The 26,692-nt window shown below is 71.1% G+C and carries 24 protein-coding genes and 1 pseudogene; 12 read left to right on the forward strand and 13 right to left on the reverse strand.

The window, feature by feature from the left end:
• Nucleotides 1–99 precede the first annotated feature (99 nt).
• From ruvX to QMK24_RS28115, 4 genes are read right to left on the reverse strand one after another with little or no spacing between them, the layout of a single operon-like run.
• Complete coding sequence (ruvX, locus tag QMK24_RS28100) at nucleotides 100–573, reverse strand: Holliday junction resolvase RuvX (protein ID WP_283469630.1); 474 nt, start codon at nucleotides 571–573, stop codon at nucleotides 100–102.
• Nucleotides 570–3,239 (reverse strand): alanine--tRNA ligase, encoded by a 2,670-nt coding sequence (gene alaS, locus QMK24_RS28105; protein WP_283469599.1) that lies wholly within the window; start codon nucleotides 3,237–3,239, stop codon nucleotides 570–572. The genes ruvX and alaS overlap by 4 nt, the downstream gene beginning before the upstream one ends.
• The gene (locus QMK24_RS28110) at nucleotides 3,239–3,604 is read right to left on the reverse strand and encodes a DUF6167 family protein (RefSeq protein WP_283469600.1); all 366 of its coding nucleotides are present in this window, start codon (nucleotides 3,602–3,604) and stop codon (nucleotides 3,239–3,241) included. The genes alaS and QMK24_RS28110 overlap by 1 nt, the downstream gene beginning before the upstream one ends.
• Nucleotides 3,605–3,610: 6 nt before the next feature.
• Complete coding sequence (locus tag QMK24_RS28115; RefSeq protein ID WP_283469601.1) at nucleotides 3,611–4,045, reverse strand: DUF948 domain-containing protein; 435 nt, start codon at nucleotides 4,043–4,045, stop codon at nucleotides 3,611–3,613.
• 173 nt (nucleotides 4,046–4,218) lie between these two features.
• Between QMK24_RS28115 and QMK24_RS28120 the strand changes: the two are divergent.
• A pseudogene (locus tag QMK24_RS28120) lies at nucleotides 4,219–5,029 on the forward strand (ATP-binding protein); the annotation flags it as partial.
• 95 nt (nucleotides 5,030–5,124) lie between these two features.
• Here QMK24_RS28120 and rpsD read toward each other — a convergent pair.
• Nucleotides 5,125–5,736, reverse strand: a complete 612-nt coding sequence (rpsD, locus tag QMK24_RS28125; RefSeq protein ID WP_283469602.1) for a 30S ribosomal protein S4 — start codon at nucleotides 5,734–5,736, stop codon at nucleotides 5,125–5,127.
• 124 nt (nucleotides 5,737–5,860) lie between these two features.
• Here rpsD and QMK24_RS28130 point away from each other — a divergent pair, with 124 nt between their 5' ends.
• Both QMK24_RS28130 and QMK24_RS28135 read left to right on the forward strand, forming a co-directional pair.
• Nucleotides 5,861–6,601: a DUF2470 domain-containing protein gene (locus QMK24_RS28130; RefSeq protein ID WP_283469631.1), complete on the forward strand. Its 741-nt coding sequence runs from the start codon at nucleotides 5,861–5,863 to the stop codon at nucleotides 6,599–6,601.
• Between the two features lie 10 nt (nucleotides 6,602–6,611).
• Nucleotides 6,612–6,911, forward strand: coding sequence for a YciI family protein (locus tag QMK24_RS28135; protein ID WP_283469603.1), 300 nt, complete (start codon nucleotides 6,612–6,614; stop codon nucleotides 6,909–6,911).
• Nucleotides 6,912–6,951: 40 nt separating this feature from the next.
• Here the strand turns inward: QMK24_RS28135 and QMK24_RS28140 are convergent, their stop codons facing one another.
• The 4 genes from QMK24_RS28140 to QMK24_RS28155 all read right to left on the reverse strand — a co-directional run bounded on the left by QMK24_RS28140 (nucleotide 6,952) and on the right by QMK24_RS28155 (nucleotide 11,529).
• A complete protein-coding gene (locus QMK24_RS28140) occupies nucleotides 6,952–8,301 on the reverse strand; it encodes a replication-associated recombination protein A (RefSeq protein WP_283469604.1) in 1,350 nt (449 codons plus the stop codon).
• A gap of 10 nt (nucleotides 8,302–8,311) precedes the next feature.
• Nucleotides 8,312–9,034 (reverse strand): gamma-glutamyl-gamma-aminobutyrate hydrolase family protein, encoded by a 723-nt coding sequence (locus QMK24_RS28145; protein WP_283469605.1) that lies wholly within the window; start codon nucleotides 9,032–9,034, stop codon nucleotides 8,312–8,314.
• 101 nt (nucleotides 9,035–9,135) lie between these two features.
• Nucleotides 9,136–10,635 carry an ethanolamine permease gene (eat, locus tag QMK24_RS28150; RefSeq protein ID WP_283469606.1) on the reverse strand — a complete coding sequence of 500 codons (1,500 nt, stop codon included), beginning with the start codon at nucleotides 10,633–10,635 and terminating at the stop codon, nucleotides 9,136–9,138.
• 138 nt (nucleotides 10,636–10,773) lie between these two features.
• A complete protein-coding gene (locus QMK24_RS28155) occupies nucleotides 10,774–11,529 on the reverse strand; it encodes a FadR/GntR family transcriptional regulator (protein WP_283469607.1) in 756 nt (251 codons plus the stop codon).
• A gap of 74 nt (nucleotides 11,530–11,603) precedes the next feature.
• Here QMK24_RS28155 and QMK24_RS28160 point away from each other — a divergent pair, with 74 nt between their 5' ends.
• From QMK24_RS28160 to QMK24_RS28170, 3 genes are read left to right on the forward strand one after another with little or no spacing between them, the layout of a single operon-like run.
• Nucleotides 11,604–12,965 carry a glutamine synthetase family protein gene (locus QMK24_RS28160; RefSeq protein WP_283469608.1) on the forward strand — a complete coding sequence of 454 codons (1,362 nt, stop codon included), beginning with the start codon at nucleotides 11,604–11,606 and terminating at the stop codon, nucleotides 12,963–12,965.
• A gap of 13 nt (nucleotides 12,966–12,978) precedes the next feature.
• Nucleotides 12,979–14,346 carry an aldehyde dehydrogenase family protein gene (locus QMK24_RS28165; RefSeq protein WP_283469609.1) on the forward strand — a complete coding sequence of 456 codons (1,368 nt, stop codon included), beginning with the start codon at nucleotides 12,979–12,981 and terminating at the stop codon, nucleotides 14,344–14,346.
• Between the two features lie 6 nt (nucleotides 14,347–14,352).
• Entirely contained in the window at nucleotides 14,353–15,144 is a 792-nt protein-coding gene (locus tag QMK24_RS28170; protein WP_283469610.1) for a 3-oxoacyl-ACP reductase, read from the forward strand.
• A gap of 124 nt (nucleotides 15,145–15,268) precedes the next feature.
• Here the strand turns inward: QMK24_RS28170 and QMK24_RS28175 are convergent, their stop codons facing one another.
• On the reverse strand, nucleotides 15,269–15,907 hold the full coding sequence (locus QMK24_RS28175) for a vitamin K epoxide reductase family protein (protein WP_283469611.1): 639 nt from the start codon (nucleotides 15,905–15,907) through the stop codon (nucleotides 15,269–15,271).
• Between the two features lie 152 nt (nucleotides 15,908–16,059).
• On the opposite strand from QMK24_RS28175, the gene QMK24_RS28180 reads away from it, so the two are divergent.
• From QMK24_RS28180 to QMK24_RS28195, 4 genes are read left to right on the forward strand one after another with little or no spacing between them, the layout of a single operon-like run.
• A complete protein-coding gene (locus tag QMK24_RS28180) occupies nucleotides 16,060–16,914 on the forward strand; it encodes an ABC transporter ATP-binding protein (RefSeq protein WP_283469612.1) in 855 nt (284 codons plus the stop codon).
• Complete coding sequence (locus QMK24_RS28185) at nucleotides 16,911–17,759, forward strand: ABC transporter permease (RefSeq protein WP_283469613.1); 849 nt, start codon at nucleotides 16,911–16,913, stop codon at nucleotides 17,757–17,759. Before QMK24_RS28180 ends, QMK24_RS28185 begins: the two co-directional genes overlap by 4 nt.
• Nucleotides 17,756–18,991, forward strand: a complete 1,236-nt coding sequence (locus QMK24_RS28190) for a sensor histidine kinase (RefSeq protein WP_283469614.1) — start codon at nucleotides 17,756–17,758, stop codon at nucleotides 18,989–18,991. Before QMK24_RS28185 ends, QMK24_RS28190 begins: the two co-directional genes overlap by 4 nt.
• Complete coding sequence (locus tag QMK24_RS28195; RefSeq protein ID WP_283469615.1) at nucleotides 18,988–19,608, forward strand: response regulator; 621 nt, start codon at nucleotides 18,988–18,990, stop codon at nucleotides 19,606–19,608. The genes QMK24_RS28190 and QMK24_RS28195 overlap by 4 nt, the downstream gene beginning before the upstream one ends.
• A 72-nt stretch (nucleotides 19,609–19,680) precedes the next feature.
• Here the strand turns inward: QMK24_RS28195 and hisS are convergent, their stop codons facing one another.
• Both hisS and QMK24_RS28205 read right to left on the reverse strand, forming a co-directional pair.
• A complete protein-coding gene (gene hisS / locus QMK24_RS28200; protein ID WP_283469616.1) occupies nucleotides 19,681–20,943 on the reverse strand; it encodes a histidine--tRNA ligase in 1,263 nt (420 codons plus the stop codon).
• Between the two features lie 11 nt (nucleotides 20,944–20,954).
• Nucleotides 20,955–21,665, reverse strand: a complete 711-nt coding sequence (locus QMK24_RS28205) for an MBL fold metallo-hydrolase (protein WP_283469617.1) — start codon at nucleotides 21,663–21,665, stop codon at nucleotides 20,955–20,957.
• 221 nt (nucleotides 21,666–21,886) lie between these two features.
• Between QMK24_RS28205 and QMK24_RS28210 the strand changes: the two genes are divergently transcribed.
• Together QMK24_RS28210 and QMK24_RS28215 are read left to right on the forward strand one after the other, a co-directional pair.
• Complete coding sequence (locus tag QMK24_RS28210) at nucleotides 21,887–22,726, forward strand: peptidylprolyl isomerase (RefSeq protein WP_283469618.1); 840 nt, start codon at nucleotides 21,887–21,889, stop codon at nucleotides 22,724–22,726.
• A gap of 173 nt (nucleotides 22,727–22,899) precedes the next feature.
• Nucleotides 22,900–24,129, forward strand: coding sequence for a DUF349 domain-containing protein (locus tag QMK24_RS28215; RefSeq protein WP_283469619.1), 1,230 nt, complete (start codon nucleotides 22,900–22,902; stop codon nucleotides 24,127–24,129).
• A 69-nt stretch (nucleotides 24,130–24,198) separates the two neighbouring features.
• On the opposite strand, the gene QMK24_RS28220 is transcribed toward QMK24_RS28215, so the two are convergent.
• The gene (locus tag QMK24_RS28220; RefSeq protein ID WP_502962517.1) at nucleotides 24,199–26,640 is read right to left on the reverse strand and encodes a RelA/SpoT family protein; all 2,442 of its coding nucleotides are present in this window, start codon (nucleotides 26,638–26,640) and stop codon (nucleotides 24,199–24,201) included.
• Nucleotides 26,641–26,692: the final 52 nt, after the last annotated feature.

Genomic DNA, 26,692 nt, shown 5'->3' on the forward strand with positions numbered 1-26,692 from the left:
CCCTTGGTACGCGGGGCGGCGAGAGGGGTGGCCGCCCCTTGCGAAACGGGCGGCGCCAGTTGGCGCCGCCGTGTCGCGCGGAACGTTACCGTACCGCGATCAGATGACCACTTCGACGCTCTCCCCCGGAGCTTTTCCCGACACGCGTTCGGTCTCCAGGGCGCTCTGCAGGATCACGATCGCGGCGGCCTGATCCACCACCGCACGGCCCTTCTTGGCCTTGACGCCCGACGCGCGCAGCCCCTGGGTGGCGGTGACCGTGGTCATCCGCTCGTCCACCAGCCGTACCGGGACCGGTGCGATGATCTTCGCCACATCCTGCGCGAAGGCCCGGACCTTGACAGCGGCGGGACCCTCGTTCCCGCTCAGGGAGCGCGGCAGGCCCAGGATCACCTCGATCGGCTCGTACTCCTCGACGATCGCGGCGAGGCGGCGCAGCGCCGCCGGGACGTCCCGCCCCGGAACGGTCTCGACCGGCGTCGCGAGGACCCCGTCCGGGTCGCACGAGGCGACCCCGATCCGGGCGTCCCCCACATCGACGGCGATGCGTCTGCCTCTTCGCACCCGGGTCAGGCCTTCTCTTCGACCAGGCGCTGCACCGCGGCGACGGCCTCGTCGACGGCGGCCGGGTTCTGGCCGCCGCCCTGAGCCACGTCGTCCTTGCCCCCGCCGCCGCCACCGAGGGTCTTGGCGGCGGAACGGACCAGCTCGCCGGCCTTGATGCCGCGCTCGCGGGCGGCCTCGTTGGTGGCGATGACGGTGAGCGGGCGGCCGTTGGCCACCGTGAACAGGGCGACGACGGCCGGCCGGCCGCCCCCGACGCGCTGGCGCACGTCCAGGACGAGCTTGCGCAGGTCGTCGGCGCCGGTGCCCTCCGGCACGGTGCCGGTGACCAGGGCCACGCCCTTGATGTCCTGGGCACCCTGGGCGAGCCCGGCGGCGGCCTGCAGGACCTTCTCGGCGCGGAAGCGCTCGATCTCCTTCTCCGCGTCCTTGAGCTTGGCGAGCATGCCCGAGATCTTGTCGGGCAGCTCCTCGGGTCGGCCCTTGACCAGCTCGGTGAGGAGCGCGACGACCGTGTGCTCGCGGGCGAGGAACTTGTAGGCGTCCACCCCGACCAGGGCCTCGACGCGGCGCACCCCGGAGCCGATGGACGACTCGCCGAGCAGCTTCACCAGCCCGAGCTGGGCGGTGTTGCCGACATGGGTGCCGCCGCACAGCTCCTTGGAGAAGTCGCCGATGGTGACCACGCGGACCCGGTCGCCGTACTTCTCGCCGAACTCGGCGATGGCGCCCTGCTTCTTGGCCTCTTCCATGCTCATCACTTCGGCGGTTACATCGAGCTCGCGTGAGAGGACCTCGTTGATCTTCTGCTCGACGTCGGTGAGCACCGTGCCGGGTACGGCGGCGGGCGAGCCGAAGTCGAAGCGGAAGCGGCCCGGGGAGTTCTCGGAACCGGCCTGGGCGGCGGTGGGGCCCAGCGCGTCCCGCAGGGCCTGGTGGGTCAGGTGGGTGGCGCTGTGGGCGCGGGCGATGGCCCGGCGGCGCACCAGGTCGATCTGGGCGAGCGCGCCGGAGCCGAGGGTGACCTCGCCGACCTGGACGACGCCCTTGTGCACGCTGACGCCGGCCACCGGCTGCTGTACGTCGCGGACCTCGATGATCGCGCCGGTGTCGATCCTGATCCGGCCGGTGTCGGCGAGCTGGCCGCCGCCCTCGGCGTAGAACGGGGTGCGGTCCAGGACGACCTCGACCTCGTCGCCCTCGTGGGCGGCCGGCGACGGCACGCCGTCGACGAGCAGCCCGACGACGGTGGCCTCGTTCTGGTTGGCGGTATAGCCCGTGAACTCGGTGGTGCCGGAGCGGTCGGCGACCTCGCGGTAGGCCGAGAGGTCGGCGTGGCCCTGCTTCTTGCCCCGGGCATCGGCCTTGGCGCGGTCCCGCTGCTCCTTCATCAGGCGGCGGAAGCCCTCCTCGTCCACCGACAGGCCCTGCTCGGAGGCCATTTCGAGGGTGAGGTCGATCGGGAAGCCCCAGGTGTCGTGGAGTAGGAACGCCTTGTCGCCGGGCAGGACCGTGCCGCCGGCGGCCTTGGTCTCGCTGACGGCGGAGTCCAGGATGTTGGTTCCGCCGCTGATGGCCTTGAGGAAGGCCACCTCCTCGGCGAGCGCCACGGTCTCGATGCGCTTGCGGTCGGTGAGCAGCTCCGGGTACTGCTCGCCCATGGTCTTGATGACGGTGTCGACGAGCTCGCCGACGACCGGACCGGTGGCGCCCATCAGGCGCATGTTGCGGATGGCGCGGCGCATGATGCGGCGCAGCACATAGCCGCGGCCCTCGTTGCCGGGGGTGACCCCGTCGCCGATGAGCATCACTGAGGTGCGCATGTGGTCGGCGACCACGCGCAGCGAGACGTCCGTGCCGCGGTCGGCACCGTACTGGACACCGGTGACCCCGGTGGCCGTGTCCATCACCACGCGCAGGGTGTCGGTCTCGTACATGTTCTGCACGCCCTGCAGGATCATCGCGAGGCGTTCGAGGCCGAGGCCGGTGTCGATGTTCTTGGACGGCAGGTCTCCGAGGATCTCGAAGTCGTCCTTGCCCTGGCCGGGGCCGCGCTCGTACTGCATGAAGACCAGGTTCCAGATCTCCACGTAGCGCTCGTCGTTGACGGCCGGGCCGCCCTCGGCGCCGAATGCCGGGCCGCGGTCATAGTTGATCTCGGAACAGGGGCCGCACGGTCCGGGAACGCCCATGGACCAGTAGTTGTCGGCCTTGCCCAGCCGCTGGATGCGCTCGGCGGGGACGCCCACGACATCGCGCCAGATGCGCTCGGCCTCGTCGTCGTCGAGATAGACGGTGACCCAGAGCTTCTCGGGCTCCAGCCCGAAGCCGCCGTCCGCCACCGAGCCGGTGAGCAGCTCCCAGGCGTACGTGATGGCGCCTTCCTTGAAGTAGTCGCCGAAGGCGAAGTTGCCGCACATCTGGAAGAAGGTGCCGTGCCGGGTGGTCTTGCCGACCTCTTCGATGTCGGGCGTCCGCACGCACTTCTGCACGCTGGTGGCGCGTACGTAGGGCGGCTTGACCTCACCGAGGAAGTACGGCTTGAACGGGACCATGCCCGCCGGGACCAGCAGCAGGGTCGGGTCGTCGGCGATGAGGGACGCCGAGGGCACGACCGTGTGCCCGCGCTCCTCGAAGAAGCGCAGCCAGCGGCGGCGGATTTCTGCCGACTCCATCAGTGATCGTCCTTCCGGTTGTACGACTGCTTGTGCGACTGCTTCTGCGACTGCTTGTACGTCTTGTACGGCTGCTTCGGGTGCGGCTGCCCGGTGCCGAGAGCCGGCCGGCGGCGCTGCCCAGGGAGCTCGGGCTCCGCGGCCTCCAGGCCCAGCGCGTCCTTGAGCTCGATCTCGCGCTCGGTCATCCCGGCGCGCACGTCCTGGGCGAACAGCCGCAGGCGGGCACCGGTTTCGAGCGCCTTGTCGGCCGCCGTCGCGGCGAGGCCCTCCGGGGAGAGCCTGCGCACCGCCCGGTTGACCTTGGTGGTGGCCCAGACGCCCGCGGCGGCGCCGGTGAAGAACCAGAACATGCGGCGGAACATGGTGTGTCAGCCCTTCGAACGGTTGCGTCGGCTGCCGCGCCGGGCGGCCGGCAGTGCCTTGCCGACCACGACGGTGCGGGTCTTCCCCGCGCCCTTGGCCTGCAGCCCGACCGCGCGCCGCACCCCGTAGCCGAAGGCCGCGACCTTCACCAGCGGCCCGCCGAACGTGGAGGCGACGGTCGAGGAGAGCGCGGAGGCGTTGGCGGTCACCTCGGCCACGTCAGCGGTGATCGTGTCGACCCGGTCGAGCTGGGTGTGCGCGGAGCGGAGCGCCGAGGACGCCTCGCCGAGCAGCGGTACCGCCTGCTCGGTGACGCTCGCGACCAGTTCGGTGGTCTTCCTGAGCGCCTGGGACAGCCGGACCAGCGCCACCGCCAGGAACGACACCAGGATCGCCCAGAAGACGGCCACGATCAGGCCGGCCACCTCTCCACCGGACACGTTGCTGCGCTCCCTCACATCACCACGTCAATCGGGTACCGACCTTATCGCGCCCGGCATCGGCGTCCGTACCGCATTACCGGCGCGGCGGCCCCGGCGCAGGGTAGCGGGCCAGGGGCCGGAATGTGGCGGGATTGTACGCTCCGTTTACCCTCCAGTACGCTCCGTGCACCATGGAGGCAGCGGGCAATCTCCCCGCCGAGCTGAACAGCTTTGTCGGGCGGGCCGCCGAACTCCCGGCGCTCGCCGGTCTGCTGGAGCACGCGCGGCCGGTCACCATCACCGGCGTCGGCGGCGTCGGCAACACCCGGCTCGCGACGCGGACGGCGCGGCGGGTGGAGAGCCGGTTCCGCGACGGGTGTGGCTGGTGGAGCTGTCCGCGCTGTACAACGCGGAGCTGCTGGAACACACCCTGGCCGAATCGCTGAAGCTGCCCGATCACACCGGCCGGCCACCGCGGGCCGCGCTCGCCGAGGAACTGGCGGAGCGCGAGCTGCTGTTGGTGCTGGACGGCTTCGAGCATGTGGTGCAGGAGTGCGCAGGGCTGGTCGCGGATCTGCTGCGCCGGGCGCCGGGTCTGCGGTGCTGACCGCGGCACGCCGGCCGCTCGGCATTACGGGCGAGCACACCGTCCCGCTGGCACCGCTGTCCGCGTCGGCCGCCGGCAGTGACGCCGTCCGGCTGTTCGCCGACCGGGCGGCCGCCGTGCTGCCGGGCTACACGGTCACCGCGGCCCATCAGGAGGCCGCCGTCGAGCTCTGCCGGCGCCTGGACGGCATTCCGCTGGCCCTGGAACTGGCGGCGGGCCGGCTGCGGTCGCTGTCGGTCGAGCAGGTGCTGCAGCGCCTTGACGACCGTTTCCGGCTGCTGACCGGCGGCGACCCCAGCGCGCCGACCCGCCACCACACGCTGCGCACCGCGATCGGCTGGAGCCACGAACTGTGCACGCCCGCCCAGCGGCTGCTGTGGGCGCGGCTCTCCGTGGCCCCGTGCGCACGAACCCGCCGCCTCCCCTGCCGTGGGCGGCGGGGAGACGGCGGGCTGAGTGCAACGACCGGGCCGTGAGCGCCCTCGCTGGATCAGCGGGCGTAGTACTCGACGACGAGCTGCTCGTCGCAGATCACCGGGATCTCGCGACGGTTCGGGTCGCGGTCCAGGCGGAAGGCCAGGGCCTGCAGGTTGACCTGCAGGTACTTCGGCGTCTCGCCCTCGCCGGCCCAGCCACCCTCACGGGCGACGAGGAAGGGCGTCTTCTCGCGGCTGCGCTCGCGGACCGTGACGACGTCGTCGGGGCGCATGCGGTAGGAGGGCTTGTCGACCTTGCGGCCGTTGACCTCGATGTGGCCGTGCACGACCATCTGCCGGGACTGGTAGATGGTGCGGGCCAGACCGGCCCGCAGGACGAGCGCGTCCAGACGGCGCTCCAGCTCGATGATCAGCGCTTCGCCTGTCTTGAGGTCGACCTTCCGAGCGCGGTCGTAGGCGCGGCGCATCTGCGTTTCGCTGATGTCGTACTGAGCGCGCAGGCGCTGCTTCTCGAGCAGACGGGTCTTGTAGTCACTGTTCTGCTTGCGGCCGCGACCGTGCTCGCCCGGCGGGTAGGGGCGGGCCTCGAAGTACTTGACGGCCTTCGGCGTCAGCGCGATGCCGAGCGCACGGGACTTTTTGACCTTGGGACGCGACTGGTTCACGTGGAACGATCCTCCATGTAAATTAGGTAAGGCTTACCTTAGCTGAGGAGATCGCATGATTCGACCCGGGAACCCCATGTCTGCACACGGTCAGCCGCGCCCCGATGTGGACGATGCGCTCCGGATGCCATCGGCAGCCGAACGCGCGCGAACTCTAGTCGAGGGTAACCCGTCGGCCGTCCTGGTCATTCCTGGCCTGGACGCGGGCCCGCCTGGTCAGATGGTCCCCGAGATGCGCAGCGTCGGCCCAGGCGGAGACGTATTCCTGCTGTTCCCGGCGGACTCCCCGGCCGTCCGGGCCGCCACCCACGCCGAGGCCGACGAGCTGGCCGCTGTGTTGGAGATCACCGATGTGGCACCGGTCTCGGTGCCGCACCGGATCCGCGGCCGGGCCTGGATCGCGGGCTGGCTCACCCCGGTACGCGACGAGCCGGTCGTGCCCGGCACGGCGCTGCTGCGGCTGGAGGTCGGCGAGGCGTCCGTCGACGACCTGTGGGGCGCCGAACAGGTGGAACCCGATGACTTCGCCACCGCCACCGCTGACCCGCTGGCGGCCCACGAGGCCGACCTGCTCCAGCACCTGGCCGCGGCCCACGAGGACCAGGTCGGATGGCTGTGCGGGCTCGTCGGCGGGTACGGCGGCCGCGACGGGGAGTGCGGAGGGGAGTGCGACGGCGCACGGACGGCGGTGCCGGTGGCGCTCGACCGCTTCGGGCTGCGGGTGCGCTTCACCGGTGCCGGCGGAACCTTCGACGCCCGCTTCGACTTCCCCGAGCCGCTGCGCGGCCACGAGGAACTGCACCGGGCGATGCACACCCTCTTCGACGCGGCACGCGGGTGCGCGGACGATCTTCACGGGGCGTAGCCTGCTTGCCATGTTTGTACTCGAACTGACCTACACCGCTCCGCTGGAGCAGGTCGACGCCGCACTCGCCGACCACGTCGACTGGCTGGACCGGCAGTACGCGGCCGGCACCTTCCTGGCCTCGGGACGCAAGGAGCCGCGCGATGGAGGGGTGATCCTGGCGGTGGCTGCGGACCGTGCCGCGATCGAGGACCTCGTCGCGGGCGACCCCTTCGTCACCGCGGGCGTGTGCGCGTACCGGATCACCGAATTCCTGGCGACGAAGACCGTGCCGGGCCTCGCGGAGTACCGCCAGCAGCTGCCGGCCTGACCTGGCCCTGCGCGCCGCGGTCCCGGGGTGGCCCGCCGGGTCACTCCCCCGCGAGGCGCTCCCGGACGCGGTCCAGGACATCGGCGTAACGGGCCTCCGCGCCGTAGCGGGTGGGCTCGTAGTAGCGGCGGCCGTGGATCTCGTCGGGGGCGTACTGCTGCGCCGCGATAGCGCCGGGCAGGTCGTGGGGGTACTGGTAGCCCTGGGCGTGGCCGAGCTTGGCCGCGCCCTTGTAGTGGCCGTCGCGCAGATGCGGGGGCACCGGTCCCGCCAGGCCCTTGCGCACATCCGCGAGCGCCGCGTCGATCGCCAGATAGGCCGCGTTGGACTTCGGGGCCAGGGCGAGGGCGATCGCGGCCTGCGACAGGATGATGCGGGCCTCGGGGAAGCCGATCAGGGCCACGGCCTGCGCGGCGGCGACCGCGGTCTGCAGCGCGGTGGGGTCGGCCATGCCGACGTCCTCGCTCGCCGAGATCATCAGCCGCCGGGCGATGAAGCGGGGGTCCTCCCCGGCCTCGATCATGCGCGCCAGGTAGTGCAGCGTGGCGTCCACGTCCGAGCCCCGGATGGACTTGATGAGGGCGCTCGCCACGTCATAGTGCTGGTCGCCGTCCCGGTCGTACGTCACCGCGGCGCGGTCGACCGCCTCCTCCAGGGTGCTGAGGGTGATCTCCTCCTCGCCCTTGGCGATGGCCGAGCCGGCGCCCGCCTCCAGCGCGGTCAGGGCCCGTCGCGCGTCGCCGCCCGCGATGCGCAGCAGATGGGCCTCGGCGTCCCCGGGCAGGGTGACAGCGCCGCCCAGTCCGCGCTCGTGGGTCAGCGCCCGGTGCAGCACACCGCGCAGGTCCTCGTCGGTGAGCGGCTCCAGAGTGAGCAGCAGCGAGCGGGACAGCAGCGGGGAGATGATCGAGAAGTACGGATTCTCGGTGGTGGCCGCGATCAGCGTCACCCAGCGGTTCTCCACGGCGGGCAGCAGCGAGTCCTGCTGGGCCTTGCTGAAACGGTGGATCTCGTCGAGGAAGAGCACGGTCTCCCGGTCGTAGCCGCCGGACTGCCGCCTGGCGCTCTCGATGACCGCGCGGACCTCCTTGACGCCCGCGGTGATCGCCGAGAGCTCGACGAAGCGCTTGTTGGTGGCCTTGCTGACCACATACGCGAGGGTGGTCTTGCCGGTGCCGGGCGGGCCCCACAGGATGACCGAGGACTGTCCGGCCGGGCCGCCGCTGCCCTCGCCCACGAGCCGGCGCAGCGGTGCGCCCTGCTTGAGCAGATGCCCCTGGCCGACCACCTCGTCCAGGACGCGCGGACGCATCCGCACGGCGAGCGGGCTGTTTCCCGGCTCCCTCTCCTGGCGGTCCTCTGCGGCTGCGGTGAACAGGTCGGGCTCCATCCGACCGAGCCTATGGCACGCCTGTGACAGCGCCTCCCGCCGCGGCCCGCAGCAGAGCGCGGACCAGCCGCTGGTCGCCGCCCATCTCGGGGTGCCATTGCACGCCCAGCGCGAAGGCGGGCCCCGGCAGCTCGACCGCTTCCACCGTGCCGTCGTCGGCGTACGCGCCGACGGTCAGCCCGGCGCCGAGCCGGCCGACCGCCTGATGGTGGTAGGTCGGCACCTTTTCCGGGGCAGGGGCGATCCGGGCCAGCAGGGTCCCCGGCACCGGTGTCACGACATGGTCGCTGAAGACACCCGGCGCGATGGCGTGACCGTCGTGGCCGACCGTGTCGGGGAGGTGCTGGACCAGCGTGCCGCCGTACAGCACGTTCAGCAACTGCATGCCGCGGCAGATACCGAGGACGGGGGTGCCGGAGTCGATCGCGGCCCGCAGCACCGCCAGTTCCCACCCGTCGCGCTCGCGCCCCTCGGGTCCGGTACGCGGATGGCGCGGCTCCCCGTAGCGCGAGGGGTCGACGTCGGGGCCGCCGGAGACGATGACGGCGTCCATCCTGGCGACCGCGGCGGCCGCCGCCGCCGGCTCGTCCGGCGGCAGCAGCGCGGCGATGCCGCCGGCGGACCGCACCAGGCGGGGGTAGACCGCCGGCAGGAGCACGGCGCTGGTCTCCCAGACGCTCCACCGGGCGGTGTCGAGATAGGTCGTGACGCCGACCAGCGGCTGCTCGGGCATGGACTGATCCTCCTGTGTGACCCATTCGATTGTCGCGCGGCCGGCCGGGTGCCGGGGGTCGCACGGCAGTAATCGCGCGGTGGTTGTCGCGCGGTGGCGTTTCAGTCTCGTGCCAGCTCGGCCTCGGCGGCGGCGAGTGCGGCGAACTCCTCCTCAGGGGCCGAGGCGACCAGATGTTTGCGGCTGTAGAAGGCGAAGTAGCCGATGGCCACGGCGTAGACGGCGAGTGCGGTCAGCGCGGCCTGGACGTCCACCAGGAAGGTGGCCACCACGGCCGCGACGGCGAGCAGGAACGCGATCGAGGAGGTGACGGTACCGCCGGGTGTGCGGTAGGGGCGGACGAGACCGGGCTCACGGCGGCGCAGCACGATGTGGGACAGCGCCATGAGGACATAGCTGACGGCCGCGCCGAACACGGCCATGTTCAGCACCCGGGAGCCGTCGTCGGCGTTCAGCGCGGCCAGTACGAAACCGAGGGCGCCGGGCACGATCAGCCCCAGATAGGGGGCTTTGCGCTTGCTGGTGAGGGAGAGGAAGCGGGGCAGGTAGCCGGCCCGGGACAGGGCGAACAGCTGCCGTGATCCGGCGTAGATGAGGGAGAAGAAGGAAGCGACCAGACCTGCGAGACCGGCGTAGTTGACGAGTTGGCTGAGCGCGGTGGAGTGGCCGCCGTTGGCCAGTTCGAGGGCTGCCACCAGCGGGTTCCCCGAGTCCTTGAGCGCGTTGGCGCCGCCCGCACCGGCGGTGGGAACCAGGGTGATGACCGCGAGGACGACCAGGATGCCGATGGACAGGGCCATTGCCTTGGGCAGGCTCTTGACCGGGTCCTTGGTCTCCTCGGCCGCCAGCGGGACGCCCTCGACGCCGAGGAAGAACCACATGCCGAACGGGAAGGCGGCCCAGATGCCCATGAGCCCGAAGGGCAGCCAGGAGTTGGCGCCCGCCGCGTCGCTGACCTTGATGTCCGTGAGCCCGCTCGCGTCGAAGGACAGCAGCGCGCCCGCGGCGAAGACCACCAGGGCGGCCACCGCGATGGCGGTGACGACGAAGCTGAAGCGCAGCGCCTCGCCGACTCCCCACAGGTGCACGCCGATGAAGACGACGAAGCAGGCGAGGAAGACCGGCCAGCCGGACGTCAGCCCGAACAGGTGCAGGGATTCGACGTAGGAGCCGATGAACGTGGCGATGGCGGCGGGCGCCAGCACGTACTCGATGAGGATGGCGGTGCCGGTCAGGAATCCGCCCCAGGGGCCGAGGGCGCGGCGGGCGAAGCCGTAGCCGCCGCCGGCCGTGGGCAGCACCGAGGACATCTCGGCGAGCGAGAAGACCAGGCAGGTGTACATGAGGCCCATCAGGGCGGTGGCGATGGCGAGTCCGCCGAAGCCGCCCTCGCGCAGGCCGAAGTTCCAGCCGGAGTAGTCGCCCGAGACGACGTACGCCACGCCGAGACCGGTGAGCAGCAGCCAGCCCGCGCTGCCGCGGCGCAGGGTGCGGCGCTCCAGATAGTCGTCACCGCCGGGCGGGGCTCCGGGCGGGGCCGCTGTCGCCGTGGTACCTGCCGTGCGGTCTGCGGAGGCTGGGAAATCGCCGGACTGCGGCATGCGTCACTCCCGGACGGTACGAGGGGTAAAGGTTTGAACGCATACCTTTACGGCTGCCGTGGAGATGCGCAAGCCCCCGGGACGGCTCGGTCGCCCACCGCACCGCCGCGCGTGCTTCAGCCGTGGGTCGGGCGTGTTTCAGGCGAGGAACCCGCGCAGCAGCGCGGCGGTGCCCTCGGCGTGCTCGCGCATCACCGCCGCGGCGGCCGCCTCCTCACCGTCGAGAATGGCCTCGACCAGCGCGGTGTGCTGGCCCTGAGAGTGTTCGAGATTGCGCACCAGGATGGGGATGCAGTCCAGGAGTTCATTGACCTGGGCGCGCACCGCCGCGTACTGCGTGGCCAGCGACGGGGAGCCGCAGAGCTCGGCGATGGTCAGGTGCAGCAGGGTGTCGGCGCGCCGGTAGTCGGCAGTGGGCGCGTCGCCCGTCTCGCGCAGCCTGCGGCGCAGCAGGCCCGCCTGCTCCTCGGTCAGTTCGGTGCGGGCGCACAGCCCGGCGGCGCCGACCTCCAGGACCTCCCGGAAGCGCAGCACGTCGTCGAGGCCCCCGGCGCCGAGCCCGGCCGCCCGGCGGCGCAGCTCGGTCTCCGCCTCGGCCCGGCCCGCGCCGTGCGACGGGGTCCTGTTGCGGACGAAGGTGCCGCCGTGCCGGCCGCGGCGGGTCTCGACCAGGCCCTGGTCGTGGAGGACTTTCAGCACCTCGCGCAGGGTGACGCGGCTGATCCGCAGCCGCTCGGCCAGTTCGCGCTCGGCAGGCAGCCGTTCACCGTCGGGCACCAGGCCCAGGCGTACGACCTGGAGCACCTGCTCCAGCGCCTCCTCGAATCCATTGCCGCCGCGGACCGGCCGCAGCACCGGGGCGAGCGGATCCACGGAGATTTGACGCTCACTCATGCGCGGACCCCTTCCCAATCAATGGTTCCAACCCATACCTTAGTGCTCCCGTCCGATCCGAGAGGACCTCCCTCGTGGCAGATCGCACACCCCCCCTGTCCGTCGACGCACTGCGCATTCTCGTCGAGGCAGGGAAGATCCACACCGTCATTCTCGGCTTCGCCGATATGCAGGGACGGCTGCAGGGCAAGAGATTCGCCGCGCCGTTCTTCCTCGACGAGGTGCTCGCCCACGGTACCGAGGGCTGCAACTACCTGCTCGCCGTGGACATCGACCTCAACACCGTCGACGGCTACGCGATGTCTTCCTGGGAACGCGGCTACGGCGACTTCGCCATGCACCCCGACACCAGCACCCTGCGCCATGTCCCCTGGCAGGACGGCACCGCGCTGCTCGTCGCCGACCTCGCGTGGAACGACGGCTCGCCGGTGGTCGCCGCCCCCCGGCAGATCCTGCGCCATCAGCTGGGCCGGCTGGCGGAGCAGGGCTGGAGCGCCCATGTGGGCACCGAGCTGGAGTTCATGGTCTTCCGCGACACCTACGAGCAGGCGTGGGACGGCGGCTATCGCGGCCTGACCCCCGCCAACCAGTACAACGCCGACTACTCGGTGCTCGCCACCTCCCGTGTGGAGCCGCTGCTGCGCCGGATCCGCAATGAGATGGCCGGAGCGGGCCTGACCCCGGAGTCCGCCAAGGGCGAGTGCAATCTCGGGCAGCACGAGATCGTCTTCCGCTACGACGAGGCGCTCACCACCTGCGACCAGCACACCGTCTACAAGACCGGGGCCAAGGAGATCGCCGCCCAGGAGGGCGCCGCGCTCACCTTCATGGCGAAGTTCAACGAGCGCGAGGGCAACTCCTGTCATATCCACCTCTCCTTGCGGGACGAGGCGGGAAGCCCTGTCATGGCGGGCGAGGACGGGCACATGTCGCCCGTCATGCGGCACTTCCTGGCCGGGCAGCTCGCCGCCCTGCGCGACTTCTCCCTGTTGTACGCGCCGAACATCAACTCCTACAAGCGATTCCGGCCGGGCTCCTTCGCGCCCACCGCGGTCGCCTGGGGCGTCGACAACCGCACCTGCGCGCTGCGCGTCGTCGGGCACGGCGCCTCGCTGCGCCTGGAGAACCGCGTCCCGGGCGGCGACGTCAACCCGTACCTCGCCGTGGCGGGCATGGTCGCGGCGGGTCTGTACGGCATCGAGCACAAGCTGGAACTCCCCGAACCCTGCGCGGGCAACGCCTATACCGCCGATTATGAGCAGGTGCCCGGCACCCTGCGGGAGGCCGCCGGCCTGTGGGCTGCCAGCCCCATCGCGCGGGCGGCCTTCGGTGAGGACGTCGTCGCCCACTACAGCAACATGGCGCGGATCGAACAGGAAGCGTTCGACACCGCCATCACCGACTGGGAGCGGTTCCGCTCCTTCGAGCGGATGTAAGGAAGCAGCCCCCGTGACCGAGCACCACCAGGTACTCAACCCCGCCACCGAGGAGGTCGTCGCCACCGTCGCGGCGACCAGCCCGGAAGGCGTGGACGCCGCCGTCGCCGCGGCGGCCAAGGCCCAACAGGGCTGGGCCGCTCTGGCCCCGGCCGATCGGGCCCGCGCCCTGCGCCGGTTCGCCGCCGAGGTCGACGCCCACACCGAAGAGCTCGCCGCGCTGGAGGTCCGCGAGGCCGGCCACACCCTCGGCAATGCCCGCTGGGAGGCCGGCAACGTCCGTGACCTGCTCGAATACGCCGCCGGCGGAGTGGAGCGGCTCAACGGCCGGCAGATCCCGGTCGCCGGCGGCCTCGATCTCACCTTCCATGAGCCGCTCGGCGTCGTCGGCGTCATCGCCCCATGGAACTTCCCGATGCCGATCGCCGCGTGGGGCACCGCCCCGGCGCTGGCGGCGGGCAACGCCGTCGTACTCAAACCGGCCGAGACCACACCGCTGACCGCACTGCGGCTGGCGGCGCTCGCCCTGGACGCGGGCCTGCCCGAGGGGCTCTTCCAGGTGCTGCCCGGCGCGGGCCCGGTCACCGGTGCCCGGCTGGTCGAGCACCCGGACGTGCGGAAGATCGTGTTCACCGGCTCCACCGCCGTCGGCAAGCGGATCATGGAGCAGTGCGCGCGACAGGTGAAGCGGGTCACCCTCGAACTCGGCGGCAAGAGCCCCAACATCGTCTTCGCCGACGCGGACCTGGAGAAGGCCGCGGCGGCCGCTCCCATGGCCTTCCTGGACAACGCGGGCCAGGACTGCTGCGCCCGCACCCGGATCCTGGTCCAACGGGAGGTCTACGAGCGGTTCCTGGAGTTGCTGGTCCCCGCGGTCGAGGCCGTCAGGGTCGGCGACCCGTCCGACCCCGCCACCGAGATGGGCCCGCTGATCTCGGCGGTCCAGCGGGAACGGGTCCGCTCGCTCGTCACGGCCGACCTGCCGGTGGCCGCACGCGGCAGCGCTCCCGAAGGACCCGGCTTCTGGTATCCGCCGACGGTCCTGGCGCCGGCCGACGCCGCCGCCCCCGCCGCCGTCGAGGAGATCTTCGGGCCGGTCGCCGTCGTCCTGCCCTTCGAGGACGAGGCGGACGCGCTGCGGCTCGCCAACGCCACCCGCTACGGGCTGTCCGGTTCGATCTGGACCCGCGATCTCGGCCGGGCCATCCGGATGTCGCGCGGGGTCGACGCGGGCAATCTGTCGGTCAACAGCCACAGTTCGGTCCGCTACTCGACGCCGTTCGGCGGCTTCGGCGAATCCGGCCTCGGCCGGGAGCTGGGCCCCGAAGCACTCGCCGCCTTCACCGAGACCAAGAACGTCTTCATCAGCACTGAGGAGTAGCAGCGCATGTCAGAGCCATCCACCACCGAAGTCTGCCGCCGCCTCGTCGGCCGTACCGCGGTCATCACCGGCGCCGGCAGCGGCATCGGCCTGGCCACCGCACGCCGCTTCGCCTCCGAGGGCGCGAACGTCGTCGTCGCCGACATCGACGAGACCTCGGGCAAGGCCGCGGCCGGAGAAATCGGCGGGATCTTCGTCAAGGTCGACGTCACCGACCCCGAGCAGGTCGAGGCGCTGTTCAGGACGGCGTTCGACACCTACGGATCGGTCGACATCGCCTTCAACAACGCCGGGATCTCCCCGCCCGACGACGACTCGATCCTCACCACGGGCCTGGACGCCTGGCGCCGGGTCCAGGAGGTCAACCTGACCTCCGTCTATCTGTGCTGCAAGGCCGTACTCCCCTATATGCAGCGGCAGGGCAAGGGCTCGATCATCAACACCGCGTCCTTCGTGGCCAGGATGGGCGCCGCCACCTCACAGATCTCGTACACCGCGTCCAAGGGCGGCGTCCTGGCCATGACCCGCGAACTGGGTGTCCAGTTCGCCCGCGAGGGCATCCGGGTCAACGCGCTGTGCCCCGGGCCGGTCAACACCCCGCTGCTGCAGGAGCTGTTCGCCAAGGACCCGGAACGCGCCGCCCGCCGGATGGTGCACATTCCGGTGGGCCGTTTCGCCGACCCGACGGAGATCGCCGCCGCGGTGGCGTTCCTCGCCAGCGACGACTCCAGCTTCATGACCGCGAGTGAGTTCCTCGTCGACGGCGGTATCGCCGGGGCGTACGTCACCCCGCAGTAGACCCCGGCGAGCCCCGGCAATCCATGGCAATCCATGGCACCCGACCGCCCGTCGGCGGGACGACGACTGTTCACCACGGCATCGTCCCACCGGCGGGTACGGGCTGCGCGGCGCGGGACACGCGTCAGATGAGGGTGCTCCAGTACGACCACCAGCGGGTCAGGATCAGCATCGCGATGATGCCGTACCAGAGCACCGGCACGACCCAGTGGAACTCCAGGACCGCGGTGCGCACCGCGGCCGGGACCGGGATGATGCCGTGCTTGATGTTGTGCACGGCCGTGTACCAGAAGAGCGCGATGGTCACGACCCACGCGAGGCAGCACCACAGGCACAGGGAGTTGATGCTGTAGAGCGACTGGTACTGCAGCCAGGTCACGAATCCGGCGCCGAAGAGGGTGCCGGCCTGCAGGCCGAGCCAGAACCAGCCGCGGTAGCGCGCGCCCGCGAGCAGGCCCATGCCGATGCAGACGACGATCGGGTACGCGATCAGGCCGATCATCGGGTTCGGGAATCCGAACGCGTGGGCCTGCTCGCTCTTCATGATGTTGCCGCAGGAGATGATCGGGTTCAGGCTGCAGCCCGGGACGAAGTTCGGGTCCTCGAGGAGCTTGAACTTGTCGATGGTGATCACAAAGGCCGCGAGGGTCCCGAGGGCGCCGCAGATCACCAGCAGCCACGCGAAAGGACGTCCCGTCCCGATGGTGTCCGGGGTGTCCCGGTCGCCGTCGTTGAGCGTCTGGTCGAGCGCCGAAGTCGTCATATCGCCGTTCCGTAGATCCGTCGTTATCCCGCGCGACCTTCATTGTGCACCAGTGGCACGGCGCCCAGGGCCGGAAGGTCCATCGAACGACGGACAACGCAATGTCCTCCTGGTCGTCCCCCGCCGGGCCCGTCAGGAGGAGCCTTACGGGCATGGGAAACGAAGCGGTGAGAGTGCGGGGGCTCTGCAAGCGGTACGGCGAGGTCACGGCGGTTGACGGAGTCGACCTGGACATCCGGCGCGGCGAGGTGTTCGGGATCCTGGGCCCCAATGGGGCGGGCAAGAGTACGACGGTCGAAATCCTGCAAGGGCACCGGTCACGGGACGGCGGCGAGGTGACCGTACTGGGCGAGGACCCGGGCACGGCAGGGCGGGCCTGGCGGGCGCGGGTCGGCATCGTCTGGCAGGACGAGTCGGCGCCCGCGGAGCTGACCGTCCGCGAGAGCGTGCGGCACTTCGCCCGGTACTACCCCCGGCCGCGCGACCCGGAGGACGTGATCGCCCTGGTCGGCCTGGAGGAGAAGGCGGACAGCCGGATCAAGGCGCTGTCCGGCGGCCAGCGGCGGCGGCTCGACGTGGCGCTCGGGGTGATCGGCGCGCCCGAGCTGCTGCTGCTCGACGAACCGACCACCGGCTTCGACCCGGCGGCCCGCCGGCAGTTCTGGGACCTGATCCGGATGCTGGCCCACGAGGGCACCACGATCGTGCTGACCACGCACTATCTGGAGGAGGCGGAGGCCCTGGCGGGGCGGCTCGCGGTGATCTCCGCGGGCCGGGTGGTGGCGCACGGCGACCCGGCCACGCTGGGCGGACGCGCGGAGGACCGGGCGACCGTCCACTGGACCGATCCGCAGGACGGGCCACGCAGCACCGAGACCGACACCCCGACCAGGACCGTCGCGGAACTCACCCGCCGCTTCGACGGCGAGATACCCGGGCTGCGGGTCTCCCGCACCACCCTCGAAGACGTCTACTTGCGGCTGATCGGCCAGGAGGACGCGCGATGACCACCACCACCTCGCACATCACCACCACCGCGGCCGGCGAGGGCCGGCTCCCCGGAGCATGGCGGGTCGGCCTGGACCGGGCCACGATCGAACTGAAGCAGTTCTTCCGGGTCCGCGAGCAGGTGGTGTTCACCTTCGCCTTCCCCGTCGTGCTCATGGCACTGTTCGCGACGATCTTCCACGACGATGTGAAGGGCTCCGGCGTCACCGCCTCCCAGCTCTACGCGGCGGCGATGATCGGCGCGGGCGTGATGTCCACCAGCTTCCAGTCGCTGGGCATCTCCATCGCCATCGAGCGCGACGAGAAGGTACTGCGCCGGCTGCGCGGCACACCGATGCCGAAATCCGCGTACTTCCTCGGCAAGCTCTGGCTGGTGCTCGTCACCGGGATCGCCGAGACCGCGCTGCTGCTGGTCGCCGGCACCACCCTGTTCGACCTCGACCTGCCGTCGTCCGCCGACAAGTGGATGACGTTCTTCTGGGTCCTGGTCCTCGGCCTGATCGGCTGCTCGCTGCTCGGCATCGCGATCAGCAATGTGCCCAAGTCCGGCCGGAGCGCCTCCTCGGTGGTCGTCCTCCCCTTCCTGGTGCTCCAGTTCATCTCGGGCGTTTACATCACGGTCGACACGGTGCCGGACTGGATGCTCACCGTCGGCGCGTTCTTCCCGCTGAAGTGGATGTGCCAGGGCTTCCGCGGGGTGTTCCTGCCCGAGCAGGCCAAGGTGCTGGAACAGGCCGGGTCCTGGGAGTACGGAAAGATCGCCCTGGTGCTCGGGGCCTGGTGCGTCGCAGGATTGCTGCTGTGCGTGATGACCTTCCGGTGGAAGAGCCGGGACGACGGATGACCACGGGCAACGCCCGGGACGGCGACGAGTGGAGCAGCCGGTTCCCGCGCTGGGACGCCTACTTCGCGGTGGTGTACACCGCCACCCTGATCTTCATCCTGGGCGCGGCCACCCCCGGGCTCATCCCGCGGGTGGCCGCGGCCGTGCTCTTCACCGTGGCCGTGCCCTGGTACATCGTCGTCGGACGCCCCGCGCTGCTCGCCGAGGGCGAGGACGCCCGCCGGTCGCTGGTCTATCTGATCGGCGCGGTGGCGCTGTTCCTGCCGCCGTCTTTCCTGGTCGGGGAGGTCCGGCTCGCCACCTTCGCCCTCGCCCCGCAGTGCTTCATGCTGCTGTGGACGCGGATGCGCCGCGCGCTGGTCCTGATCGCGATCGTCAACCTGGTGCCGGTGGTGGGCTGGGGACTGATCTGGCGGCCGGCCCCGGACGTGCTGTTCTTCAATTCCGTCTTCGCCGTCGTCACGCTGGCGTTCTCCGCGGCGTTCGGCGGCTGGATCATCCGCATCATCACCCAGAGCGCGGAACGTGCCGATCTGATCGCCGAACTGGACGCCAGCCGGGAGGCGGTGGCCCGGCTGTCCGCCGAGCGGGGCGCGCTGGCCGAGCGGGCCCGGATGTCCCGGGAGATCCACGACACGCTGGCGCAGGGCTTCACCAGCCTGCTGATGCTCGTCCAGGCCGTCGAGTCGGAGCTGGACAGCGAGCCGGAACAGGCCCGCCGCCATCTCGGGCTGATGGCCCGCACGGCCCGCGAGAACCTCGCCGAGGCCCGCGCGCTCGTGGCCGGCGACGGACCCACCGGCCTGGAGGACGGCTCGCTGCCCGACGCCGTCCGCCGGCTGGCGGTCCGCCACCACGAGCAGACCGGCGCCCCGGCGGCGGTCGCGGTGACGGGTCCCGCTCGCGCGCTGCCGCCCGGCGTGGAGGTGGTGATCCTGCGCGGCTGCCAGGAATCCCTGGCCAACGCCCGGCGGCACGCGGGGCCGGACGCCCGCGTCACCGTCTCCCTGGAGTACACCCCCGGGACGCTGTGCCTGCGGGTCCGCGACGCGGGCCGCGGATTCGACACCGGCGCCGGCACGGCCGGGTACGGTCTGGCGGGGATCCGTGCCCGGGCCGGCGAGATCGGCGGCACGGCCGGTGTGACCAGCGCGCCCGGCGACGGCACGGAGGTCGTCATATCCCTCCCCACCGGCCCGCTGCCGGCCACCGCTGTGAGGAGCCCCGCGTGATCCGCGTCCTGCTGGCCGACGACCATCCCGTGGTGCGGGAGGGGCTGCGCGGCATGCTCAACGCCGAACCCGACCTCGAGGTCGTCGGCGAGGCGGACAGCGGCCCGCGGGCCGAGGCGCTGGCAGCGACCCTGCTCCCCGACATCGTGCTGATGGACCTGCGGATGCCCGGCGGCGACGGCGTGGCCGCGACCGCCCGCATCACGGCGGCCGGGCTCCCGTGCCGGGTGATCGTGCTGACCACGTACGAGACGGACGGCGACATCCTGCGCGCGGTCGAGGCGGGCGCGGCCGGTTACCTGCTCAAGGACACCTCACGCGCCGAACTCGCCGACGCCATCCGCGCGGCCGGCCGGGGCGAGACCGTACTGTCCCCGTCGGTCGCGGCCCGGCTCGTGGACCAGTTGCGGACCAAGCCGGAACGGCCCCGGCTGACGGACCGCGAGTGCGCCGTCCTGCGACTGGTCGCGCAGGGCTGCACGAACGCAGAGATCGGACGCCGGCTGTTCATCGGCGAGAGCACCGTCAAGACCCATCTGCTGCGGTCGTTCGGCAAACTCGGCGTCGACGACCGCACCGCCGCCGTCACCAGCGCGATGCGGCACGGGCTGATCTGATCCCCACGGCGACGCGCGATGCGGAACGCCGAAGGCCCGGACGGCCGGTGCCGTCCAGGCCTTCGCCGTGCGTCAGGCCAGCTTGGCCTGGAGGGTGGCGACCAGCTCGCCCAGGGCCACCGGGGCCTGCTCGCCGCTCGACATGTCCTTGAGCTGGACGACGCCCTCGGCGAGATCGCGCTCGCCCGCGACGAGCGCGTAGCGCGCACCCGAGCGGTTGGCCGCCTTCATCGCCCCCTTGAGCCCCTTGCCGCCGTACGCGAAGTCGGTGGCCACCCCCGCCTTGCGCAGCTCGGTGACCACGCCGAACAGAATCCTGCGGGCCTCCTCGCCGAGCGGCACCGCGAACACGCTGGTGGAGGCGGGCAGTTCGAGCGTGATCCCCTCGGCCTCCAGCGCCAGCACCGTACGGTCCACGCCGAGTGCCCAGCCCACCGACGGCAGCGCCGGGCCGCCGATCATCTCGGACAGGCCGTCGTAGCGGCCGCCGCCGCCCACCGCGGACTGCGCGCCGAGTCCGTCGTGCACGAACTCGAAGGTGGTGCGGGTGTAGTAGTCGAGGCCGCGCACCAGTTTCTCGTCGTCCTCGAACACCACACCGGCCGCACCGATCAGTTCACGCACCTCCTCGTGGTACGCCTTGCACGCGTCGCACAGGAAGTCGCGCAGCAGGGGTGCGCCGACCAGCTGCTTCTGGACGTCCGCGCGCTTGTCGTCGAGAACCCGCAGCGGGTTGATCTCGATACGGCGCCGGGTCTCCTCGTCCAGGTCGAGCTCGCGCAGGAAGCCCTGGAGCGCGTCGCGGTAGACCGGACGGCACTCCTTGTCGCCCAGCGAGTTGAGCAGGATCCGGAAGTCGCGCAGTCCCAGCGAGCGGTACGCCTGGTCGGCGAGGATGATCAGCTCGGCGTCCAGCGCCGGATCCTCCGTGCCGATCGCCTCGGCGCCGACCTGCGAGAAGTGCCGGTACCGGCCCTTCTGCGGGCGCTCGTAGCGGTAGTACGAGCCGGAATACCAGAGCTTGACCGGCAGCGATCCCGTCTTGTGGAGGTTGGCCTCCAGCGTCGCGCGCAGCACGGACGCGGTGCCCTCGGGGCGCAGCGCCAGCTCGTCGCCGCCCTTGGTCGTGAAGGCGTACATCTCCTTGGACACGATGTCGGTGGACTCGCCGACACCGCGCGCGAAGAGCTCGACGTTCTCGAAGCCGGGCGTCTCGATGTAGCCGTAGCCGGAGTTGCGCAACGGCGCGGAGATCGCCTCACGCACCGCGAGGAACGTCGCGGAGTCCGGCGGCAGCAGGTCATAGGTGCCCCGGGGGGCCTGGAAGGTACTCACAGGAAGCGTCGTCACATTCCTCGTCGCGGAGCCGGGGAGCCGGCTCCGGGGCCGCGGGCCGCTTCCCCCAGGTAGGGGTTGGCGGCGCGCTCGCGGCCGATGGTCGTCTGGGGGCCATGGCCGGACAGCACCACGGTCGAGTCGTCGAGCGGCAGGCACACGCGGGCCAGCGACTCGTACAGCTCGGCCGTGGAGCCACCGGGCAGGTCGGTGCGTCCGACGGAGCCGGCGAACAGCAGGTCGCCCGAGAAGAACACCGACGGCACGTCGGAGGAGTCGGGGAGCCTGAAGGTCACCGACCCCCTGGTATGGCCGGGCGCGTGCGCCACGGTGAACCGCAGGCCGGCCAGCGCGAGGGCGGCGCCGTCGCTGAGCTCCCTGACGTCGGCGGGCTCGCCGATGGTCAGCTCTCCCATGAGGGGCTGCCCGATGGAGCGGCCCAGGGCCTTCTCCGGGTCGCTCATCATGTAGCGGTCCTCGGGGTGGATCCACGCCGGGACGTCATGGGCCCCGCAGACCGGCACGACGGACGCCACATGGTCGATGTGGCCATGGGTGAGGATGACGGCGACGGGCTTGAGGCGATGCTTGGCGAGGGTGTCCTCGACGCCCTGGGTCGCCTGGTGACCCGGGTCGATGATCACGCACTCCTCACCGGCGGCGGGGGCGACCACATAACAATTGGTCCCCCAGGCCCCGGCGGGGAACCCGGCAATAAGCACGTTCGTCCTTCTGTCGTCCGCGGGAAGTGTCGGCAGTTCACGAGCCTACCGGCGCGGGAGCGGCGGCCGCTAACCCGTATCGTCCCCGCAGAGGGCGCCCGGCCGGGCCGGACGGGTACTGGACTGGGGGCCGTGTGGGGCGCGAAGATCTGCCGCACGCGGATTCACGTTCGAGCAGACGTTTTCGAGAAGACTGAAGAAGAAGACCGGGAGACGGCGAAGTGGTCACCAAGGAACAGCGGCGGCGACAGCTCGCCCGAGAGAAGTTCGAGCGGCAGCAGCAGCGCAGGACCGCGGAGCGCTCCAAGTCCCGCCGGCGCAACGCGGTGGTCGCCGCCGTGGTGGCCGTCGTGGTCGCCGCCGGTGCCACGGCGTACGCGACGGGCAGCCTGGGCGGCAAGGACAAGGCGAAGACCGACGCGGCGGCCACCACGCCGCCGCCGGCCTCCAAGGCGCCGGACCCGTGCGCCAAGCCGGGCGCGGGCGTCCCGGGGAAGGCGCAGTGGAAAACGGAACCGGCGATGGCGATCGACAAGAGCGCCAAGTACACCTTCACGCTGCAGACCACCTGCGGTGACATCGCGCTGTCGCTGGACGCCGCGAAGGCGCCGGCCACGGTGAACTCGTTCACGTTCCTGGCCGGCAAGGGCTTCTTCGACCACACCAAGTGCCACCGCCTCACCACCACGGGCATCTACGTCCTGCAGTGCGGCGACCCGACGGGCACCGGACAGGGCGGACCCGGCTACAAGATTCCGGACGAGAACCTGAAGGACACCGCCATCGCGAAGGGCACTTATCCGGCCGGGACGGTCGCGATGGCGAATCAGTACAACGCCCAGGCAGCCACGGGCCGGAACTCGGGCGGCAGCCAGTTCTTCCTGGTCTACAAGGACAGTCCGCTGCCGGCCGACTACACACCGTTCGGCACGATCGGCGCCGACGGCATGAAGGTGCTGCAGAAGATCGCGGCAGCGGGTGCGCAGGCGCCCGACGCCCAGCAGAACACCGCCCCGAACGCGACCGTGGTGATCGACAAGGCGGTCGTCAAGCAGTCGTGAACCCCTGATGAACGGGGCCCCGGCGGTAAATTTCGCGTGTGCGGGATGCGGACAGCCGGGGCGCCGGTCGCCTATGTTGGCGTTGGACCGGTCAGGGCGCAGCCCGGCCGGAGGAAACTGTGGACGATGCCGGCGAGCCGTACAACGGCCGGGCATCACGTGGAGGAGGCGCTGTGAGCAGCGACCCATGGGGCCGCGTCGATGAGACGGGGACCGTGTACGTGCGTACGGCCGACGGAGAGCGGGAGGTCGGTTCGTGGCAGGCGGGGTCTCCGGACGAGGCGCTGGCCTACTTCGAGCGCAAGTACGAGGGGCTCGTCGTTGAGATCGGCCTCCTCGAGCGGCGGGTGAAGACCACCGACCTCGCGCCCAAGGACGCGCTGACCGCGATCGAGCACCTTCGGGCGTCGGTGACCGAGGCGCACGCGGTGGGGGACCTGGAGGCGCTGGCCAAGCGGCTGGACGCTCTCGTCGGGCTGGTGGAGTCCCGCCGCGAGGAGCGCAAGGTCGCCAAGGCGAAGGCGACCGACGAGGCCAAGGTGGCCAAGGAGGAGCTGGTAGCGGAGGCCGAGGGGCTGGCCGAGAGCGAGCAGTGGCGGACCGCGGGCGAGCGGCTGCGCGCCCTGGTGGACACCTGGAAGGCGCTGCCGCGCCTGGACCGCAAGGCCGACGACGAGCTGTGGCACCGTTTCAGCCACGCCCGTTCGGTGTTCTCCAAGCGGCGCAAGGCGCACTTCGCGTCGCTGGACTCACAGCGCGAGGAGGCCCGTCGCGCCAAGGAGAAGCTGGTCACGGAGGCACTGGCGCTGGCGAACTCCACCGACTGGGGTCCGACCGCCGCCCGCTACCGCGAGCTGATGACGGAGTGGAAGGCCGCGGGCCGCGCCCAGCGCGAGTCCGAGGACGACCTGTGGAACCGCTTCCGCGGCGCCCAGGACGGGTTCTTCCAGGCCCGTGCCGAGGTCTTCGCCGAGCGGGACACCCAGGAGCGGGAGAACCTCTCGCTCAAGGAGGAGCTGGCCATCGAGGCCGAGAAGCTCCTTCCGGTGACGGATCTCAAGGCCGCGCGCGCGGCGTTCCGGGCGATCAACGAGCGCTGGGAGGCCGTCGGCCATGTGCCGCGCGACGCCCGGCCCCGTATCGAGGCCCGGATGCACGCGGTCGAGCGCGCGATCCAGGACTCCGAGGAGAACGAGTGGCACCGTTCGAACCCGGAAGCGCGGGCCCGCGCCGCGGGTCTGACGGGTCAGCTGCAGGCGGCCGTCGACAAGCTGGGCGCGCAGGCCGAGGCGGCCCGGGCGGCGGGCAACACCGGCAAGGCCGACAAGCTCACCCGGGAGCAGGAGGGCCGCCAGGCCCTGCTGGACCAGGCACTGAAGGGCCTGGAGGAGTTCGGCGGCTGAACGTTGCCGTGACATCGAAACGCCGGACGGGCTGGTGAACCAGCCCGTCCGGCGTTCTGAGGACGAAAACTAGCGCTGACGGCCCGAAGTCACCCGGTACACGTCGTAGACGCCCTCGACGCCGCGTACGGCCTTCAGGACGTGTCCCAGGTGCTTGGGATCGCCCATCTCGAAGGTGAAGCGCGAGGTCGCGACCCGGTCGCGGGAGGTCTGCACAGCGGCGGACAGGATGTTGACGTGCTGGTCGGACAGGACCCGGGTCACATCCGACAGCAGCCGCGACCGGTCCAGCGCCTCAACCTGGATGGCGACCAGGAAGACGGACGACTGGGTGGGCGCCCACTCGACCTCCAGGATCCGCTCGGGCTCCTGGGACAGCGACTCGATGTTGACGCAGTCCGTGCGGTGCACGGAAACGCCGCTGCCCCGGGTGACGAAGCCGATGATCGGGTCGCCGGGCACCGGGGTGCAGCAGCGGGACAGTTTGACCCACACATCGTCGACGCCTTTCACGACCACGCCCGGGTCGGCGTTGGCCCGCCGCTTGGAGCGGCTGCGCGAGGGGGTGGTGATCTCGGCGATGTCCTCGGTCGCGCCCTCCTCGCCGCCGAGCGCGTCGACCAGCTTCTGGACGACGGACTGGGCGGTGATGTGCCCCTCGCCGATCGCCGCGTACAGCGCGGAGATGTCCGGGTAGCGCATCTCGTGCGCGAGGGTGACGAGCGAGTCGCCGGTCAGCACCCGCTGGATCGGCAGGTTCTGCTTGCGCATCGCGCGTGCGATGGCGTCCTTGCCCTGCTCGACGGCCTCCTCGCGGCGCTCCTTGGAGAACCAGGCGCGGATCTTGTTGCGGGCGCGCGGGGACTTCACGAAGCCCAGCCAGTCGCGCGACGGGGCGGCGCTCGCGGCCTTGGAGGTGAAGACCTCCACCAGGTCGCCGTTGTCGAGTGCCGACTCCAGCGGCACCAGACGGCCGTTGACCCGGGCCCCTATGGTCCGGTGGCCGACGTCGGTGTGGACCGCGTAGGCGAAGTCCACCGGGGTGGCACCGGCCGGCAGCGCTATGACGTCGCCCTTGGGGGTGAAGACGAAGACCTCGTTCTGCGAGAGGTCGAAGCGCAGCGACTCGAGGAACTCGCTCGGGTCCTCGGTCTCCTTCTGCCAGTCCAGCAGCTGCCGCAGCCACGCCATGTCGTTGACCGCGTTGCTGCCGGTGGCACTGTCGCTCTTGCGCGGGGTGTCGGTGCGCACCTTGGAGGCGCCGGAGACCGGCTCCTGCTTGTACTTCCAGTGCGCGGCGATGCCGTACTCGGCGCGGCGGTGCATGTCGAAGGTGCGGATCTGCAGCTCGACGGGCTTGCCGCTGGGCCCGATGACCGTCGTGTGCAGCGACTGGTACATGTTGAACTTGGGCATCGCGATGTAGTCCTTGAACCGCCCGGGCACCGGGTTCCACCGCGCGTGGATGGTCCCGAGCGCCGCGTAGCTGTCGCGGACCGTGTCGACCAGCACCCTGATGCCCACCAGGTCGTAGATCTCGGCGAAGTCGCGGCCTCGCACGATCATCTTCTGGTACACGCTGTAGTAGTGCTTCGGGCGGCCGGTGACGGTCGCCTTGATCCGGGCCGCGCGCAGGTCCTGCTGGACCTGGTCGGTGACGACGGCGAGGTACTCGTCGCGCTTGGGGGCGCGCTCGGCGACCAGCCGCACGATCTCGTCGTACATCTTGGGGTAGAGGATCGCGAAGGCGAGGTCCTCCAGCTCCCACTTGATGGTGTTCATGCCCAGCCGGTGCGCCAGCGGTGCGTAGATCTCCAGCGTCTCGCGGGCCTTCTTCTCCTGCTTCTCCCGCTTGAGATAGCGCATGGTGCGCATGTTGTGGAGGCGGTCGGCGAGCTTGATGACCAGGACGCGCGGGTCCTTGGCCATGGCCACGACCATCTTGCGCACGGTCTCGGCCTGCGCGGCCTCGCCGAACTTCACCCTGTCGAGCTTGGTGACACCGTCGACGAGCAGGGCGACCTGGTCGCCGAAGTCCCGGCGCAGCGCGTCCAGGCTGTAGTCGGTGTCCTCGACGGTGTCGTGCAGCAGCCCCGCCATCAGGGTGGCCGGGTCCATGCCCAGCTCGGCGAGGATCGTCGTGACGGCGAGCGGGTGGGTGATGTACGGGTCGCCGCTCTTGCGCTTCACCCCGCGGTGCCAGCGCTCGGCCACCTGGTAGGCGCGCTCGATCTGGCGCAGCTGGGCGGTGTCGCCCTTGGGGTCGTTTCCCCGGACTATCCGCAGCATCGGCTCCAGCACCGGGTTGTACGGGCTGGAACGCTGGACGCCGAGCCGGGCGAGGCGGGCGCGGACGCGGTTGGAGGAGCCCACGGCGCGCGACGGTGTCGCGCTGCCGGGGGTCCGTACGGGCCGGACGGCAGGCGTCGGCGGCTCAGGAGCGGCTCCGTTGCTCCCGGCGGGGGATTCGGTCCCGCCTTCGGCGTCGAGCGGCTGGGCCTCGTCTGGCAAGAGCACTCCTCACGCGGGTGGGAGAACCCATGGTATCGATCTGTGGCAGGAG

Origin of the sequence: Streptomyces sp. PH10-H1 (assembly GCF_030063355.1) — a bacterium.
Classification (GTDB): Bacteria; Actinomycetota; Actinomycetes; order Streptomycetales; family Streptomycetaceae; genus Actinacidiphila.

Excerpts from the sequence above, each read along its gene's own strand:
- alaS (WP_283469599.1), bottom strand. The coding sequence starts at position 3,239 with ATGGAGTCGGCAGAAATCCGCCGCCGCTGGCTGCGCTTCTTCGAGGAG.
- QMK24_RS28110 (WP_283469600.1), bottom strand. The coding sequence starts at position 3,604 with ATGTTCCGCCGCATGTTCTGGTTCTTCACCGGCGCCGCCGCGGGCGTC.
- QMK24_RS28130 (WP_283469631.1), top strand. The coding sequence starts at position 5,861 with ATGCCATCGGCAGCCGAACGCGCGCGAACTCTAGTCGAGGGTAACCCG.
- QMK24_RS28135 (WP_283469603.1), top strand. The coding sequence starts at position 6,612 with ATGTTTGTACTCGAACTGACCTACACCGCTCCGCTGGAGCAGGTCGAC.
- QMK24_RS28140 (WP_283469604.1), bottom strand. The coding sequence starts at position 8,301 with ATGGAGCCCGACCTGTTCACCGCAGCCGCAGAGGACCGCCAGGAGAGG.
- QMK24_RS28145 (WP_283469605.1), bottom strand. The coding sequence starts at position 9,034 with ATGCCCGAGCAGCCGCTGGTCGGCGTCACGACCTATCTCGACACCGCC.
- eat (WP_283469606.1), bottom strand. The coding sequence starts at position 10,635 with ATGCCGCAGTCCGGCGATTTCCCAGCCTCCGCAGACCGCACGGCAGGT.
- QMK24_RS28155 (WP_283469607.1), bottom strand. The coding sequence starts at position 11,529 with ATGAGTGAGCGTCAAATCTCCGTGGATCCGCTCGCCCCGGTGCTGCGG.
- QMK24_RS28170 (WP_283469610.1), top strand. The coding sequence starts at position 14,353 with ATGTCAGAGCCATCCACCACCGAAGTCTGCCGCCGCCTCGTCGGCCGT.
- QMK24_RS28175 (WP_283469611.1), bottom strand. The coding sequence starts at position 15,907 with ATGACGACTTCGGCGCTCGACCAGACGCTCAACGACGGCGACCGGGAC.
- QMK24_RS28180 (WP_283469612.1), top strand. The coding sequence starts at position 16,060 with ATGGGAAACGAAGCGGTGAGAGTGCGGGGGCTCTGCAAGCGGTACGGC.
- QMK24_RS28185 (WP_283469613.1), top strand. The coding sequence starts at position 16,911 with ATGACCACCACCACCTCGCACATCACCACCACCGCGGCCGGCGAGGGC.
- QMK24_RS28190 (WP_283469614.1), top strand. The coding sequence starts at position 17,756 with ATGACCACGGGCAACGCCCGGGACGGCGACGAGTGGAGCAGCCGGTTC.